The sequence below is a fragment of the Macrococcus brunensis genome, from assembly GCF_022343725.1.
Taxonomy (GTDB): Bacteria; Bacillota; Bacilli; order Staphylococcales; family Staphylococcaceae; genus Macrococcus; species Macrococcus brunensis.
Map to the genome: position 1 here is coordinate 1,054,408 of NZ_CP092179.1, position 17,921 is coordinate 1,072,328.

The window sequence follows — 17,921 nt, forward strand, 5'->3', positions numbered from 1 at the left end:
TTTTAAATGAACGAAGAAAGTCGAATCCTAAGTTCTCAGGCGAAGACAGAGAAAAAGCCTGAGAAGGATTACAGTAAATATTTTGAGCATGTTTATCAGCCGCCAAGCCTGAAAGACGCAAAAAAACGGGGTAAAGAAGCGGTCAATTATCACAGTGACTTTACGATAGAAGAAAAATATCAGAGTCTTGGTAAAGGGCGTAAATATTATATTAGAACTTATGGTTGTCAGATGAACGAGCATGACACAGAAGTGATGGCAGGTATTTTTGAAGCACTCGATTACACAGCAACAAATGATGTCAACGATGCAGATGTTATTTTACTGAATACGTGTGCCATCCGTGAAAATGCCGAGAATAAAGTCTTCGGTGAAATCGGAAACTTGAAGCATCTGAAGCTTGAGAAACCGGATGTCCTGATCGGTGTCTGCGGCTGTATGAGTCAGGAAGAATCTGTTGTTAACAAGATTCTGAAGTCTTATCAGAATGTCGATATGATTTTTGGCACACATAACATTCACCGTTTACCGGCTATTTTAGAAGAAGCCTATATGGCTAAGGCGATGGTTGTGGAAGTATGGTCTAAAGAAGGCGACGTTATAGAGAACTTACCGAAATCTCGTCTAGGCGAAACAAAGGCATGGGTCAATATTATGTATGGCTGCGATAAATTCTGTACGTACTGCATCGTACCGTTTACACGTGGTAAAGAACGAAGCCGTATGCCGGAGGAAATTATCAGTGAAGTAAGAGATCTCGCAAGACGCGGCTACAAGGAAATCACGTTACTGGGTCAGAACGTCAATGCATACGGCAAAGACCTAGACATCAGTTATGGTCTCGGCGATTTAATGGCTGATATACAGAAAATTGATATTCCTCGTGTCCGCTTCATGACGAGCCATCCATGGGACTTTGATAATCGACTGATTGAAGTGCTTGCTGAAGGTGGCAATATTGTGCCCCATATTCATCTCCCGGTGCAGTCTGGTAACAATGAAGTCCTGAAAATTATGGGTCGTAAATATACACGTGAAAGCTATCTGGAACTGGTTGAAAAAATCCGTGCCCAGATGCCTGACGTCGCACTGACGACAGATATTATTGTCGGTTATCCAAATGAGACAGAAGAACAGTTTTTAGATACAATGGACCTGTACGAAAAAGTGGGCTTTGAACATGCTTATACGTATATCTATTCACCGCGTGAAGGAACACCGGCAGCAAAGATGAAAGATAACGTACCGATGCGCGAGAAGAAAGACCGCCTACAACGATTAAACAAACTTGTTGAAAAATATTCTGAAGAAACGCTGCAGAATTATTTAGGTCAGGAAGTGATTGTTCTTTGTGAAGGACCGTCTAAAAAGGATGAAGAGGTTCTTGCTGGTTACACAGATAAGAATAAACTCATTAACTTCCGTGCGCCGAAAGAAGCAATCGGCCAGCTTGTTAAAGTAAAAGTAACAGAAACAATGCGCTATTCAATGAATGGTGAATTAATCGCCATTTTAGACCAGGTAGGAGTGACTCATTAATGTATACAAATGACCAGATTTTAGAACATGCTAAACAACTTGGCCGTATGATGGCTGAAACAGATGCAGTAGAATTCTTTAAACGTGCAGAAGCACAGATTCATGAGAATCAGACCGTTCGCGAGAAAATGGCTTCATTGAAATCACTGCAGAAACAAGCGGTGAATTTTGAACAGTATGGCAAAGAGAAAGCGCTGCAGATGACAGAAGAAAAAATCGCTAAAGTAGAAGCAGAACTGGATGATATGCCTTTAGTCGATCAATTTAAAGAAGCACAGGGCGAAGTCAATTCACTGCTTCAGATGGTCTCTCATGCAATCAGTCAGACAGTGACAGATGAAATCATTGTTTCTACTGGTGGAGATGTATTAAAAGGTGAGACTGGCGCTCAAATAGCCAATGGTGCACCGGGCTGCGGTAACTAATAGACAAAAGTCGGTTCTTGAATGAATCGACTTTTTTTAACGAAAGGATGACTCAAATGAAAGATAATCAGACAAGAAAACTGACATTAACAGCTATTATGACAGCCATCAATGTAGTACTGAGCCAGATTATTTATGTTCCAATTGGTCCTATTAAAGCATTTCCAGTGCAGCACTTCATCAATGTCTTAAGTGCTGTCCTTGTAGGACCCTGGTATGGACTCGCACAGGCTTTTCTGACTTCTGTCATCAGACTGATGTTTGGGACAGCGACACCATTTGCATTCCCCGGCAGTATGATCGGTGTCCTGCTAGCAGGATTCTTATATCAGCGTTACCGTAAAATCGGTATAGCTGCGATCGGTGAAGTTATCGGTACGGGTATTATCGGCAGCCTGGCAACCATTCCGTTGATTTATATGCTGAATCTGGACATCAGCAAATTCTATGTCATCGCGCCTCTTTTCCTGGCAAGTACACTCGTCGGCAGTATCATCGCTTATATACTTTTACTCGCACTCAACAGACGAAATTTATTGAAATAAAGGATTGATTGTATGAAACCGACCCCTATGATGGCTCAATATCTTGAAATTAAATCACAGCATGACGATTGCATTCTGTTCTTCAGACTCGGCGACTTTTACGAGATGTTCTACGATGATGCAGTCACAGCTGCACGGGAACTGGAAATAACACTGACACGTCGAGACAAGAAGAATCCCATTCCGATGTGCGGTGTTCCTTATCATTCTGCAAAAGGCTATATCGAGAAACTGATTGATAAAGGCTATAAAGTCGCAATCTGCGAACAGATGGAGAATCCTCGAGAAGTCAAAGGAATGGTTAAACGTGAAGTTGTCCAGATTATCACCCCGGGCACGGTGATGGATGGTTCACTTGACGAATCATCTAACAACTATCTGATGGCAATACTGAAAGACCGTGATTATCACATTGCTTATGCGGATATCTCTACAGGTGAACTGAAGGTGACCACATGTACTGAGGAGATATTACTGAATGAACTGGCGAGTATCAAACCGAGTGAAATCATTCTCCGTGAACCTCTGACAGAAGAGCTGCTGATGAAAGTGAATCAGATTACGACGGTTGTTTCTGTACACGCGGCTGAGGGGACTGTGCCGGAGCAGGCAGCAGGACTGACACCGCTTGCACAGGAGGTCACAGCACTTCTCTTTGATTATGTCACGGAAACTCAGAAACGAGATCTCACTCATATCGAGCAAGCCGCTATTTATCAGGCGATTGATTATATGCGCCTTGATCTCTATGCAAAACGCAACCTGGAACTCACAGAAAGTATCCGTCTGAAGACCAAGAAAGGCACATTGTTATCCATTTTTAATGAAACAAAGACACCCATGGGTCATCGTTTGCAGAAAGAATGGATAGAGCGGCCACTGATCAATGAAACTGCTATCACTCATCGTCATGAGCAGGTTGAACTCTTGAATGACCGATTTATAGAGCGGGATGCACTGCGTGAGCATCTTGCAGAAGTCTATGATATTGAGCGGTTAGTCGGACGCGTGAGCTTCGGTAATGCGAATGCCAAGGACTTAATTCAGTTGAAATACTCAGTCGAACAATTGCCGAAAATCAATCAGGTCCTCCAGTTAATAGGCCTTGAACAGATTGATGACCGGCAAGTAGAAGGTCTCAATCAGATGCTGGATGCACTGGAAGAAGAAGCGCCGATTTCCATTAAAGATGGCGGCATCTTTAAAACAGGCTATCATGAGGAATTAGATGAATATCGTGATGCTTCTAAGAATGGCAAACAGTGGCTCAGTCAGATGCAGCAGGCAGAACGAGAACGTACAGGTGTCCGTTCTTTAAAGGTCGCATTTAACAAAGTATTCGGTTACTATATTGAAATTTCAAAAGCGAACTTACATCAGTTTAATGCAGACGAATTCGGCTATATGCGTAAGCAGACGCTGACGAATGCTGAACGTTTTATCACAGAAGATTTGAAAGAAAAAGAAGCACTGATTCTAGGTGCAGAAGAGAAAATGATTGATTTAGAATATCAGCTATTCATCGAACTACGTGAGCAAGTAAAGGCGTATACAGTGGAACTGAAACGTATTGCGAGACGTATTGCAGAACTTGATTGTCTACAGAACTTCAGCCAGGTTGCCATGAAAAATGATTACGTGAGACCGACATTCAATAAGCGAAAACTTCAGCTGACTGATTCGAGACACCCAGTTGTTGAAAAAGTGATGTCGAAAGAAGAGTATGTACCGAATGACTGTCACCTGGATGATGATCAGTATATTGATCTGATCACCGGGCCGAACATGTCAGGTAAAAGTACGTATATGCGTCAAGTTGCGTTGATCAGTATAATGGCGCAGATGGGCTCTTTTGTTCCTTGTGCAGCTGCAGAGATGCCGATTTTCGACCAGATCTTCACACGCATCGGGGCAGCAGATGATTTAGTATCTGGACAAAGTACTTTTATGGTTGAAATGCTGGAAGCACGGAATGCCCTGAAGAATGCAACAGCCGACAGTCTGATTATTTTTGATGAGATTGGGCGCGGGACTTCTACATATGACGGTTTAAGTCTGGCACAGGCGATGATTGAGTATGTTCATGATCATATCAAAGCAAAAACACTTTTTTCAACGCATTATCATGAACTCGTTCAACTGGAAGACACATTGCCGGCACTTGAGAATATTCACGTTGCAGCAAAAGAATATAACGGCGAGCTCATCTTTTTGCATAAGATTATGCCGGGTGCTGTTGAAAACAGTTACGGTATTCATGTTGCGCGTCTTGCTGATCTGCCGGCAGAAGTCATCAGCCGTGCGAGTGCGATACTCGACCAGTTTGAGAAAACTGAGTCAAATGTTCAACCGGTCAAGACTGAACAAGTAAGGGAGCCGCAGATGTCATTTGATCTTTTTGGCAGCAGTGTAGAAGAAGAACTCAAGCAGCTTGATATTGCACGTATGACGCCGATAGAAGCACTCCTTAAATTACAGGCATTACAGGATCAACTGAAGTAGGTGAAAGTATGGGTAAAATACAGGAACTGGATAGACAGTTAGCGAATAAAATTGCAGCAGGTGAAGTGGTTGAGCGTCCTGCATCGGTCGTCAAGGAACTGGTAGAAAATGCGATTGATGCAGGTGCGACTGAGATTACAGTGAAAGTGAAAGAAGCAGGTCTCGTTTCGATTGGTGTCACGGATAACGGCAGTGGTATATTAGAAGAAGACATTCCGCTAGCATTTGGTCGGCACGCCACGAGCAAAATTCACAACAATCATGACCTCTTTCATATTCGAACACTTGGTTTTCGCGGGGAAGCTCTGGCGAGTATTACATCTGTCAGTCGCGTCACACTGAAGACCTGTGCCGATAATGCAGTCGGTCACCTGGTAAAAATAGAAAATAGCGACATGATAGAAAAAACACTTACACGTGCAAAAAAAGGGACAGAAGTCCTTGTAGAAGACTTGTTTTATAATACACCTGCTCGTCTGAAGTACGTGAAAAGTCTGCATACAGAGCTCGGCAAAATTACGGATATCATGAACCGGTTTGCGATGAGCCATACGCATATTCGTTTTAAACTGGAGTCGGATGATAAAGTGCTTCTTCAGACAACGGGCAGCGGGCGTTTGAACGAGGTCATGGCTCAAGTTTATGGGATGACGATTGCGCGCGATTTAATTGCAATTAATGGACAGACGGGCGACTATGAAGTGACAGGTGAAATCGCACGACCTGAACATACCCGGGCGAACCGCCACTACATGTCTCTATTTATCAACGGCCGTTATATTAAGAACTTTGTACTGACGAAAGCGATTCTGGAAGGTTATCATACGCTCCTGCCGATAGGACGATATCCGGTCGTCGCGATTGATATCAAAATGGACCCGGGGTTAGTAGATGTCAATGTGCATCCGACCAAGCAGGAAGTCCGTCTTTCAAAGGAACCGGAGCTGATGGAACTGATTACGCGCCTCATCAAAGAAGCACTGCTTGGTCAGAGTCTGATTCCAGAGATCACAGTGCCGAAGAAAAATAAAGTGCTGGAGAAGTTTGAACAGCAGCGATTTATTTATGAACAGACAAGACCTGTTCAGTCAGAGGATAAACCCGTTGTCCAGGAAGAGAAGCCTCATTTTCCTGAAAATATAGCAAGTCCTGATGTCTCTCAAGATGAAGCTCAGACAAGACCTTTTACAGTCCATGAGGAAATGGCGGTAAAAGATGAGAAGCCTGTTAAAAGAGAGGCTGCAGATAATGAGACACCGGCAGTGAGCGAACCGCCTGCAGAACCAGTGAATGTACCTGTACGCAAGTTACCGATGATGGAAGTGGTAGGTCAGGTGCATGGTACTTATATCATTGCCCAGAATGAAGAAGGCATGTTTATGATTGACCAGCATGCCGCTCAGGAACGTATCAAGTATGAGTATTTCAGAGAACGTATCGGCCTTGTCGAACAGCAGGTACAGCCGCTTCTTGTGCCGATAACGCTCAGTTTTACACGTGACGAGGCACTCCGTATCGAGAAGCATCGGGATGAACTGGCTGAAGTCGGACTGGAGCTGGAATCTTTTGGTGGCAGTGATTATTTAGTTCAGGCTGTACCTACGTGGTTTCCAAGTAACGCTGAAGAGACGATCAAGGATATAATTGAATATTGTCTGACACATCATTCAATCAACCTGAATAAATTCAGGGAAGACACCGCTATTATGATGAGCTGTAAGAAATCAATCAAAGCAAACCACTATCTGCGTCAAGAAGATATGGCGCGTCTTCTGGAGGAACTGGCTTATACAAGCGAGCCCTACACTTGTCCGCACGGGCGTCCTATCACCATCAAATATTCAACTTATGAACTAGAAAAAATGTTTAAGCGAGTGATGTAAATGATATTACCGGCAGTAAGAGATTTTAAAGATATAGAAAAACTCAGTCAGTCCACTTACAAGCAATGTGTCATCCTGGATACTCATATCGGACACCTTGGCAACATACTAGGTATGCTGAAAGACAAGGAAGTCTTTATACATTTAGACTTGATCAAAGGATTATCCGGGGAGGAAGCGGCTGTCGAGTATATCGTTCAGAAATATAAACCTTACGGTATTATCTCGACAAAAACAAAAATTATAAAAAAAGCGAGGCAACTTGGCGTAAAAACAATTATACGGGTATTTATTATTGATTCAAGCGCATTAAAACGTTCTATCGCGATTATTGATCAGTGCGATGCTGATTATGTCGAAGTGCTGCCTGGTATTGCGTCGAAAGTCATACAGGAAGTCAGACAGAAAACGGGTAAACCGATTATCGCTGGCGGCTTGATTGATCAGGAAGAGGAAGTGAAGCAGGCACTTGCTGACGGCGCATTTGCTGTGACGACGAGTCGGCGCGAATTGTGGCAGAAATTTGAATCAAAGAATTGACAGCGGTTTCACATTTCTGTAACATATAGAACAAGTTAATAAAAGACATGAGACTTGAGACCCTTATTTTAAGAACAGGGTCTCTTTTTGTCTTTTTTTATTGACTATAACGAAGGGAGTGGAAACAATGAGTGAATTTTTAGCTGAACTGGTTGGTACAGCGATACTCATTCTGTTCGGTGCAGGGGTCTGTGCGAACGTTAATTTAAAAGGGTCTTATGCTAAAGATGGCGGCTGGATTGTCATCGCACTTGGCTGGGGGCTGGCAGTCGTGATGGGGGTCTATGCAGTAGGTAGTATTACAGGTGCGCATTTAAATCCAGCTGTGACAATTGGTCTAGCTGTCGATGGTGCTTTTGACTGGGATAAAGTGCCGATGTATATTCTCGCGCAGATGCTCGGTGCGATGCTTGGTGCTCTTCTTGTCTGGCTGCATTTCATGCCACACTTTAAGGCAGAGGAAGATCCAGGAACGAAGCTTGGCGTCTTCAGTACAGGTCCTGCCTATCCAAACTACGTCGCAAACTTAATATCAGAGATTATCGGAACGATGATTCTGATGATGGGTCTTCTCTTTATAGGCGCGAATAAGTTTACGGACGGCTTAAACCCTTTAATAGTTGGTGCGTTAATCGTGGCGATTGGTCTCAGTCTCGGTGGTACAACAGGCTATGCCATTAATCCTGCTCGTGACCTTGGACCTCGTCTTGCTCATGCCATTTTACCGATTCCGGGCAAAGGACCGTCTAACTGGGCTTATGCTATCGTACCCGTCATTGGGCCGATTGCAGGTGGGATGCTGGGTGCGACACTCTATCATCTTCTATTTAAAGGTGAGATTGAAATGATTGGCTGGATTTCAATTCTTGTGACGATACTGACTATTGTACTTGGCTTCATCATGAACAAGACTATTTTACGCGGCCAGGAATCTAAATTATTTTAAGGAGTGTATGAGATGGAACAATATATTTTATCAATTGACCAAGGTACAACAAGTACACGCTCAATGATTTTCAATAAAGCAGGCGAAGTAGTAGGGGTTGCTCAGCGTGAGTTTAAACAGTACTTCCCAAAATCAGGGTGGGTTGAACATAATGCCAATGAGATCTGGCAGACTGTACTTTCCACTATGTCAGATGTATTAGTAGACACGGATATTAAAGCGAGTCAAATCGCGGCGATCGGAATTACGAACCAGCGTGAGACAGCTGTCGTCTGGGATAAAAACACAGAGCGCCCTATTCATAATGCGATAGTCTGGCAGTCACGTCAGACACAGGACATCTGTGATGATTTGAAATCGCGTGACCTTGAACAGGAATTCCGGGATAAAACAGGTCTGTTACTTGATCCTTATTTCTCTGGTACAAAAGTAAAATGGATTCTGGATAATGTTGACGGTGCTCGTGAAAAAGCGGACAAAGGCGATCTGCTTTTCGGTACAATCGATACATGGCTCGTCTGGAAGCTTTCTGGTGGCAAGGCACATGTCACAGATTATTCCAATGCAAGTCGTACACTGATGTACAATATTTATGATCTTAAATGGGATGATCAGCTGCTTGACTATCTGACTGTCCCTAAAGAAATGCTGCCAGAAGTTAAAGAATCCAGCGAGGTTTATGGCGAAACGGTCGGCCATCATTTCTTCGGTCAGCAAGTGCCGATCGCAGGAATCGCAGGCGATCAGCAGGCAGCACTCTTCGGTCAGGCTTGTTTTGAAGCCGGAGAAGCTAAGAATACTTACGGCACAGGCTGCTTCATGTTAATGAATACAGGTGAAAAAGCGGTTAAATCTGAAAGTGGTCTGTTAACAACTCTGGCTTACGGATTAGACGGTAAAGTTAATTATGCGCTTGAAGGTTCTATCTTCGTTGCCGGAAGTGCTATTCAGTGGTTACGTGACGGTATGCGTATGGTCAGAAATGCACCTGAATCAGAAATCTATGCGAATCGCGTCACTTCAACAGAAGGCGTATATGTCGTTCCGGCATTCGTCGGTCTCGGAACTCCGTACTGGGATTCAGAAGCACGTGGAGCTGTCTTTGGTCTGACTCGAGGCACTGAGAAAGAACATTTTATTCGTGCGACGCTTGAGTCACTTGCTTACCAGAGTCGCGATGTCCTGGATGCGATGGAAAAAGATTCAGGCATTCAGCTCAAAGCACTCCGTGTAGACGGTGGCGCTGTTAAAAATAACTTCCTGATGCAGTTCCAGTCAGACCTCTTGCATGTACCGGTCCAACGACCAGAAGTCAATGAAACAACAGCACTCGGTGCAGCTTATCTGGCAGGTCTTGCAGTAGATTTCTGGACTTCTAAAGAAGAGATTCGTGACCGCTGGAAACTAGAAAAAGAATTCTGTCCTGAAATGGAAGAAACAGAACGCGAAGAACTCTATGAAGGCTGGCAGACAGCTGTAAAAGCGACACAAGTCTTCAAACGTAAAAAACAGGCAAAATAAGGGTTTAACTGTCTAAAGAGTGGTATACTGAATACAAGTTAATAATTACAAGAGATACGAGACTTTGAATACAGGAATGTAGGCGAAGTCTCTATTTTTTTAAACAGGAGGAAACAAAATGACTTTTTCTAATCTTTATCGTAAACAGATCGTCCATAATCTAAAACATAATGAATATGATTTAGTAGTGATTGGTGGTGGGATTACCGGTGCTGGAATTGCGCTTGATGCGACGCAGCGTGGTATGAAAGTCGCACTCGTTGAGATGCAGGACTTTGCGGCTGGAACAAGTTCGCGTTCGACTAAGCTGGTCCATGGTGGACTGCGTTACCTGAAACAGCTGCAGATTGGTGTCGTAGCTGAAACAGGACAGGAACGTGCGATTGTCTATGAAAATGGTCCTCATGTAACAACACCTGAATTTATGCTTTTACCGATGCATAAAGGCGGTACATTTGGACCAGCCACAACTTCAATTGCTTTAAAAGTTTATGATTTCCTGGCAGATGTCAAAAAAGAAGAAACAAGAAAAATGCTGAGTCGTGAGCAGACGATTGAACGTGAACCGCTTGTCAAAAGAGATGGACTTAAAGGTGGCGGATATTACGTAGAATATCGTACAGATGATGCCCGTATGACGATTGAAGTGATGAAACGTGCTGTTGAAATGGGCGCTGAAGTTATCAACTATACGAAATCGACAGGTTTTGTTTATGACAAGAATAAAAAAGTCATCGGTATCAATGCTGAAGACTTACTGACAAATGAACAGTTCGAAATTCTTGGTAAGAAAGTCGTCAATGCATCAGGACCTTGGGTAGATGCCGTACGCGAAGAAGATTACAGTAAAAATAACAAACAGCTGCGCTTGACTAAAGGGGTTCACTTAGTGTTTGACCAGAGCGTATTTCCGTTAAGACAGGCCGTTTACTTTGATACTGAGAAAGATAAACGGATGATTTTTGCGATTCCGCGTGACGGCAAGACGTATGTCGGAACGACTGATACGTTCTACAATCGTGATAAAGCACATCCAAAAGTCACACAGGAAGATAGAGATTACGTCGTAGATGCTATCAACTACATGTTCCCGACGGTTAAAGTGACAGATAGAGATATTGAATCAACTTGGGCTGGTATTCGTCCGCTTATTCTGGAAGAAGGTAAAGACCCTTCTGAAATTTCTCGGAAAGACGAAATATGGGAAGGTAAGTCAGGACTCTTAACGATTGCAGGTGGTAAGTTAACGGGTTACCGCCACATGGCTGAAGAGATTGTTGACCGCGTTGCGCTTCGATTAAAAGAAGAGTTTGGTCTGACATTTGCTGAATGCCGTACAAAAAATACGACCATATCTGGGGGTAGTGTAGGCGGTTCTAAAGGATTCGACCTTTACAAAAAAGAACTGCTGCAGTCGATGCCGGAAGTAGGGTTAAGTCGCGAAGAAGTCGCTGGTCTCATTGACCGTTACGGCTCGAATACACCGCTCATTCTGAATATCGCTCAAGCACAGCGCAGCGATACAAAAGGACTGCCACTGAAAGTTTATAGCCAGCTCGTCTATAGCATTCAAAATGAAATGGTGCAAAAACCTTCAGACTTCTTTGTGCGACGTACAGGGGCACTTTATTTTGATATTCATTATGTGAATCAATATAAAGAGGCAGTGATTGAAGCGATGACAGAACTGCTTCACTATAATGAACAGCAAGTGAAAGACTATACTGCGGAATTAGAGCAATTAATTGAAGAAGCGACACATCCATCTGTTCAAGTATCAAAAGAATAATGAGAAGAGGCTGCGGCCTCTTTTTTTATGCGATTAATCATCAAATTAATAGTATAATAGTGCCAAGGAGTGAGATCGATGGAGAAGTTTACAGTTACATTAGCAGATAATCATCAGACAGAAGTCATGACTTTCACACCCAAGCATCCAGTTGGCACACTGCAATTTTTGCATGGTATGGCGGAGCATATGGACCGTTATCAGGATTTAGGTCAGTATTTTAAGGCACTCGATTATAAAGTCATTATGCATAATCATGCTGGTCACGGCGGGCTTGTACAAGATGATGCAAGAGGACATTTTGACAGCATGCAGCAGTTAGTGCGGCACAGCGAAGAAATCCTTGAGACATTTAGAGTACCAGACAGACCGGCCATTCTGATGGGTCACTCTATGGGTTCAGTAGTAGCAAGACGTTACGTCACGATGTATCCTGACCATTTCTCGGCGCTGATTTTAAGCGGTACAAGTTTCTTTGATGCCAAGATGGAGGCAGCTCTCAATATACTGAGAGGTATGATTGCAGTCAAAGGTGAAAATCATAAAGGTGATTTAGCGAACAAAGTGACGCTGCAGCAGTTTAACAGGAAGTTCAGACCACTGACGACTCAGGCAGACTGGCTAAGTGCAGATCCAGAAAAAGTGCAGCAGTTTGTTGATGATCCACTTACTGGTTTCAATATGTCTTTGAATGCTTATAAAGAAATATTAAAATCCATGAAACAGACGCAGCAAAAACGTCTGCTGAAGAAAATGAATAAAAGAATGCCGATTCTCCTAGTGTCAGGAAAAGAAGATGCTTTTTCTAACTTCGGTAAAGGCATTGATCAATTAGGTCATCTCTATAAAGGTGCGGGTATCAAACATGTGACTGTACAGCTCTATAGCCATTCGCGTCACGAAGTACTGTTTGAATCCAATCAGACGGAGGTCATGGACCGTATAGCGCTATGGCTTGAGCAGGTGCACCATGACTAAGATACCGTTAGTCATTATCGTCGGACCGACTGCTGTCGGCAAAACAGCGCTCAGTATTGAAGTGGCTAAACGCATCAGCGGAGAGATTATCAGTGGCGATGCCATCCAGGTCTACCGGGGCATGGATGTCGGTTCAGCAAAAATCACACCAGAAGAAACAGAAGGTGTGCCTCATCATTTAATTGATATTTTAAGTCCCGATGAAAGTTATTCTGCTGCCGCCTTTAAAAATATGGCTGAAGATCTGATCAGAGATATCCACGCGCGTGGTCATATCCCGATGATTGTCGGTGGTACGGGGCTTTATATTCAGTCAGTAATCTACGAGTACGGTTTTTCAGATGAGAATCCAGCTGAAACGAAAAAATACGAGGAACAGTTTGAACAACTGTCTCCAGAGGAGCGCTATACTTTACTGGAACAAACCGATCCTCTTGCCGCTGCTGACATACATCCGAACAATCAGCAGCGCGTTCTTCGTGCGCTGGTCTATTATCATGTACACGGTCAGTCCATCACCCAGCAATCAAAAAGTGCTGAGCTGTCAGAGCGATATGATGTGACATTAGTCGGTCTAAATATGGAACGGAGTCATTTATATGACCGTATCAATCAGCGTGTGGACATGATGGTGGATGCAGGGCTGATAGAAGAAGTGGAACGGTTAAAGGAAGCAGGCTATGAAGATGCACGCAGTATGACAGCAATTGGCTACAAAGAAATTATCAGCTATTTAAATGGTCATTTAACGCTGGACGAGGCTCTGTCTCAACTTAAGCAAAATTCCCGTCGTTTTGCCAAACGTCAGCTGACCTGGTTTAGAAACCAGCTGAGCTTGACGTGGTATGATACAGAACACCAGACAACAAAAGAGATTGTGAATGATGTTGTCAGAAGAATGACAGAAAAAGAGGTGTGAATTTGACAAAAATGAATGAAACGAAAAAACAGCGTGAACGTGCCATCATACTTGCTGTTCAGCTAAAGTCACAGGATGATTTTGAGTTCAGTGAATCATTGAGCGAAATAACGTCTTTATGTGAAACAGCTGGTCTTGATGTAGAAGCACACTATACACAAAACAGAGAGCGCTCAGATAGTGCCACTTATTTAGGTAAAGGACGTATAGAAGAAATTGTCGAGCTCAGTGAACGTGAGGATATTGATTTTGATGTTGTGATTGTCAATGATGAACTGACAACAAGCCAGTCTAAACACCTGGCAGAAATATTTGATGTGAAAGTGATTGACCGGACGCAGCTGATTCTGGACATCTTTGCTCAACGTGCGCGTTCACGAGAAGGTCAGCTGCAGGTGGAGCTTGCTCAGAATGAGTATCTGCTGCCACGTCTGTCAGGACACGGTGTGAGCCTGTCGCGTCTAGGTGGGGGGATCGGTACGAGAGGGCCGGGGGAAACAAAACTCGAGACCAATCGCCGTCACATCAGGTCCAGAATCCATGATATCAAAATCCAGTTAGAAGAAATAAAAAAACACCGGGCAAGATACCGTGAGAACCGCCGAAAAAATGAAGTCTTTCAAGTGGCTTTAGTCGGCTATACGAATGCAGGTAAATCTTCATGGTTCAATCAACTGACAGACAGTAAGACGTTTGAAGAAAATCTGCTGTTCGCCACGCTTGATCCGAAGTCTAAGATGCTGTCTATCAATGACGGCTTTCAAGTCCTATTATCAGATACAGTTGGATTTATTCAGCACTTACCGACTCATCTAGTAGAAGCTTTCAGTTCCACACTGGAAGAAGCGAAGTATGCTGATGTCCTGATACATGTAGTAGACCGCAGTCATCCAAACTATAAAGGTCATATAGAGACTGTGCATACACTCCTTAAATCACTTGAGATGAGTGATATTCCTGTCCTGACCTTACTGAATAAACGAGATCTGGTCAGTGATGCCCATTTAGAGGATACCTTTGATACCCGCTATGTGTCGTCACGCAGTGAGAGTGACGTTGCGATCGTCAAAGAAGCACTGAGCGACTTCATCCGCACCCAGTTGAATCCTTATGAAACCAGCCTGCCAGCTGACAGCGGTAAAATCATCAGTCAGCTGAAACAAGAGACGCTGATTGAGAAGGTGGAGTTTGATGAGGAAACAGAACGATACGCAGTAAAAGGTTATGCACGAGATAACAGTAGTATTGTCGGCAGAATAACAGAAAAGAGAGAAAGCAATGAATGAATTAATCAATGAAATAGAAAAGAAAATAAGACCGATCCATGAAGCGATAGAAGCACGCGCACTGAGTAATCAGGAAAAAGTCCTGACAGCGTTTCAGGAACAGCAGATAGCTGAAAGTGATCTGATTGGTACTTTCGGCTATGGCTATGATGATACCGGACGTGACCAGCTTGAAGCCCTTTATGCCAAAGTCTTCAAGACAGAAGATGCAATCGTCCGTCCGCAGGTGATTTCAGGTACGCATGCGATTACGCTCGCTTTGTCCAGTCATTTAAAGCATGGAGACGAACTTCTTTACATTACAGGTGAACCTTATGATACGCTGCTTGAAGTGATCGGTGTGAACGGCAGTGGTATCGGCTCATTAATAGAGAATGGCGTTCGTTACCGTGCGATTGAACTGAAAAACGGGACGATTGATATCACGACGGTACTGGACGCTATTACAGAACAGACGAAAGTCATCGCTATCCAGCGTTCAAAAGGATACGCATCGCGACCTTCTTTGACCATCAGTCAGCTTGAAACAGCTATCCAGGCGATTAAAGAAAAACATCCGGATAAAATCATTTTCGTTGATAACTGTTACGGTGAATTTGTGGAAGAACGTGAACCGACAGAAGTGGGGGCAGACCTGATTGCAGGTTCTCTGATCAAGAACCCGGGCGGCGGTATCTGTAAGATTGGGGGCTATATAGCAGGTCGGCGTGAGCTGATCGAACGCATCGGTTACCGACTGACAGCTCCAGGTATCGGCAAAGAAGCGGGTGCATCTCTTTATAGTTTACATGAGATGTATCAGGGCTTTTTCCTGGCACCGCACGTCGTCAGCCAGAGCTTAAAAGGTGCCGTGTTTACAGCGGCGTTGTTAGAAGAACTGGGCATGACGACGAGTCCAAGGTTTGATGACCAGCGCACAGATTTAATTCAGTCTGTAACATTTAATGATCCTGAGAAAATGATTACATTCTGTCAGGCGATTCAGAGTGCGAGCCCTATCAATTCTAAATTTGCACCGATGCCTGCTTATATGCCAGGTTACGAAGACGATGTGATTATGGCAGCGGGCACCTTTATACAAGGTGCATCTATCGAACTAACAGCAGATGGTCCTTTACGTGCTCCATATGAAGCATATGTCCAAGGTGGTCTGACATATGAACATGTCAAACTGGCTATTATCAGCGCAGTGAAAACCATGCAGAACAAAGGAATTTTGTCGATCTGATGACAATCTTTAGAATCCATGTCAGGAAATCTGACATGGATTTGTTTTTTGAAAAAAAGTATGTTAGATTATAACCAAGCAAGGAGGAGATACTGTGTCAGATAGGTTAAGAAGACAATTACCCGTATTTCCTATCAGCGTTGTGATGAAACTGACAGAGCTTACTGCTCGCCAGATTCGTTACTATGAGACGCATGACCTTGTGACACCACAGCGGACAGAAGGTAACCAGCGACTATTCTCAATGAATGATTTAGATAAACTGCTGGAGATCAAATTGCTGCTCGAAAAAGGATTTAACATTAAAGGCATCAAGCAGATTATGCTTGAGAAGAACGAGAATCTGTCGAAGGACGAACAGAAATTAAGAGAAAATCTTTATGATGACATCTTTAAACCAACCGGCAGAATTCCACTGAACCGCGGGGATTTATCTAGATTTTATCAATAAAAATATTGGAGGCTATTATGGCTAAGTTTACGAGAGAAGATATCATCCGTTTTGCAAATGAAGAGAATGTACGTTTCTTACGTCTGCAGTTTACAGACATTCTGGGAACAATCAAGAACGTTGAGATTCCAGTCAGCCAGCTTGAAAAAGCACTTGATAACGAAATGATGTTCGATGGTTCATCTATCGAAGGTTTCGTACGTATTGAAGAATCAGACATGAAACTTTATCCAGACCTTGATACATGGGTGATCTTCCCATGGACATCAGACAAAGGGAAAGTCGCACGTTTAATCTGTGACATCCATAAACCAGACGGTACACCATTCTCAGGAGATCCGCGTGCGAACTTAAAACGCGTCTTAAAAGAAATGGAAGAAATGGGCTTCACAGACTTCAACTTAGGGCCAGAACCAGAGTTCTTCTTATTCAAATTAGATGAAAAAGGCGAACCGACTACAGAACTGAATGACAACGGCGGATACTTCGACTTAGCACCAACAGACCTTGGTGAAAACTGCCGTCGTGATATCGTACTTGAATTAGAAGACATGGGCTTTGACATCGAAGCATCTCACCACGAAGTAGCACCAGGTCAGCACGAAATCGACTTCAAATATGCAGATGCAGTCACAGCATGTGATAACATCCAGACATTCAAATTAGTAGTCAAAACAATCGCTCGTAAACATAACCTTCATGCAACATTCATGCCTAAACCAGTATTCGGTTTAAGCGGGTCAGGTATGCACTTCAACGTGTCACTCTTCAAAGGACCGAAAGAAAATGCATTCTATGATCCAAACGGCGACATGGAATTATCAGATGACGCACGTCACTTCATCGCAGGTGTGATGAAGCACGCAAGAGGATTCACAGCAGTGTGTAACCCACTTGTTAACTCATACAAACGTTTAGTACCAGGCTACGAAGCACCTGTATATATCGCATGGAGTGGACAAAACCGTTCACCACTTGTACGTATTCCAGCATCACGCGGCATCTCTACACGTGTAGAAGTACGTTCAGTAGACCCAGCAGCGAACCCATACATGGCGCTTGCGACAATCCTGCAGGCTGGATTAGATGGTATCAAGAACAAACTTGAAGCACCAGCACCAATTGACCAGAACATCTATGAAATGAACCGCGAAGAGCGTGAAGCGGTTGGTATTGAAGACTTACCATCAACACTGTATACAGCAATCAAAGCGATGAAAGAAGACAGCGCAATGAAAGAAGCGCTTGGCGATCACATCTACCGCCAGTTCATCAACTCAAAATCTATTGAGTGGGATATGTATCGTATGCAAGTATCTGAGTGGGAAAAAGAGCAGTATCTGAAGCAGTATTAAGAATGTTAACCCTT

Annotated in this window: 15 protein-coding genes; all 15 read left to right on the forward strand. The window is 43.5% G+C overall.

Features of this window, described 5'->3' with window-relative positions:
- The first annotated feature begins 6 nt into the window (after positions 1–6).
- The 15 genes from miaB (at position 7) to glnA (ending at position 17,907) form a co-directional block, all read left to right on the forward strand.
- Complete coding sequence (miaB, locus tag MGG13_RS05415; RefSeq protein WP_133432437.1) at positions 7–1,539, forward strand: tRNA (N6-isopentenyl adenosine(37)-C2)-methylthiotransferase MiaB; 1,533 nt, start codon at positions 7–9, stop codon at positions 1,537–1,539.
- Positions 1,539–1,964: a YlbF/YmcA family competence regulator gene (locus tag MGG13_RS05420; RefSeq protein WP_133432436.1), complete on the forward strand. Its 426-nt coding sequence runs from the start codon at positions 1,539–1,541 to the stop codon at positions 1,962–1,964. Before miaB ends, MGG13_RS05420 begins: the two co-directional genes overlap by 1 nt.
- 56 nt (positions 1,965–2,020) lie before the next feature.
- A complete protein-coding gene (gene thiW / locus MGG13_RS05425; protein WP_239035643.1) occupies positions 2,021–2,509 on the forward strand; it encodes an energy coupling factor transporter S component ThiW in 489 nt (162 codons plus the stop codon).
- 12 nt (positions 2,510–2,521) lie between these two features.
- Positions 2,522–5,011: a DNA mismatch repair protein MutS gene (gene mutS, locus MGG13_RS05430; RefSeq protein ID WP_133432434.1), complete on the forward strand. Its 2,490-nt coding sequence runs from the start codon at positions 2,522–2,524 to the stop codon at positions 5,009–5,011.
- Positions 5,012–5,019: 8 nt separating this feature from the next.
- Positions 5,020–6,894, forward strand: coding sequence for a DNA mismatch repair endonuclease MutL (mutL, locus tag MGG13_RS05435; RefSeq protein WP_239035644.1), 1,875 nt, complete (start codon positions 5,020–5,022; stop codon positions 6,892–6,894).
- Positions 6,895–7,434 (forward strand): glycerol-3-phosphate responsive antiterminator, encoded by a 540-nt coding sequence (locus MGG13_RS05440; RefSeq protein WP_239034212.1) that lies wholly within the window; start codon positions 6,895–6,897, stop codon positions 7,432–7,434.
- A gap of 127 nt (positions 7,435–7,561) precedes the next feature.
- Complete coding sequence (locus MGG13_RS05445) at positions 7,562–8,380, forward strand: MIP/aquaporin family protein (RefSeq protein ID WP_239034213.1); 819 nt, start codon at positions 7,562–7,564, stop codon at positions 8,378–8,380.
- A gap of 12 nt (positions 8,381–8,392) precedes the next feature.
- Complete coding sequence (gene glpK, locus MGG13_RS05450; protein WP_239034214.1) at positions 8,393–9,901, forward strand: glycerol kinase GlpK; 1,509 nt, start codon at positions 8,393–8,395, stop codon at positions 9,899–9,901.
- Between the two features lie 118 nt (positions 9,902–10,019).
- Complete coding sequence (locus MGG13_RS05455; protein WP_239034215.1) at positions 10,020–11,690, forward strand: glycerol-3-phosphate dehydrogenase/oxidase; 1,671 nt, start codon at positions 10,020–10,022, stop codon at positions 11,688–11,690.
- 78 nt (positions 11,691–11,768) lie between these two features.
- Positions 11,769–12,668: an alpha/beta fold hydrolase gene (locus tag MGG13_RS05460; RefSeq protein WP_239034216.1), complete on the forward strand. Its 900-nt coding sequence runs from the start codon at positions 11,769–11,771 to the stop codon at positions 12,666–12,668.
- Entirely contained in the window at positions 12,661–13,587 is a 927-nt protein-coding gene (miaA, locus tag MGG13_RS05465) for a tRNA (adenosine(37)-N6)-dimethylallyltransferase MiaA (protein ID WP_239034217.1), read from the forward strand. Before MGG13_RS05460 ends, miaA begins: the two co-directional genes overlap by 8 nt.
- Before the next feature lie 11 nt (positions 13,588–13,598).
- Positions 13,599–14,873: a GTPase HflX gene (gene hflX, locus MGG13_RS05470; RefSeq protein ID WP_239035678.1), complete on the forward strand. Its 1,275-nt coding sequence runs from the start codon at positions 13,599–13,601 to the stop codon at positions 14,871–14,873.
- Entirely contained in the window at positions 14,866–16,101 is a 1,236-nt protein-coding gene (locus MGG13_RS05475) for a methionine gamma-lyase family protein (protein ID WP_239034218.1), read from the forward strand. Before hflX ends, MGG13_RS05475 begins: the two co-directional genes overlap by 8 nt.
- Positions 16,102–16,246: 145 nt before the next feature.
- Complete coding sequence (locus MGG13_RS05480) at positions 16,247–16,552, forward strand: MerR family transcriptional regulator (protein ID WP_133432453.1); 306 nt, start codon at positions 16,247–16,249, stop codon at positions 16,550–16,552.
- A gap of 17 nt (positions 16,553–16,569) precedes the next feature.
- Complete coding sequence (gene glnA, locus MGG13_RS05485; RefSeq protein ID WP_133432425.1) at positions 16,570–17,907, forward strand: type I glutamate--ammonia ligase; 1,338 nt, start codon at positions 16,570–16,572, stop codon at positions 17,905–17,907.
- Positions 17,908–17,921: the final 14 nt, after the last annotated feature.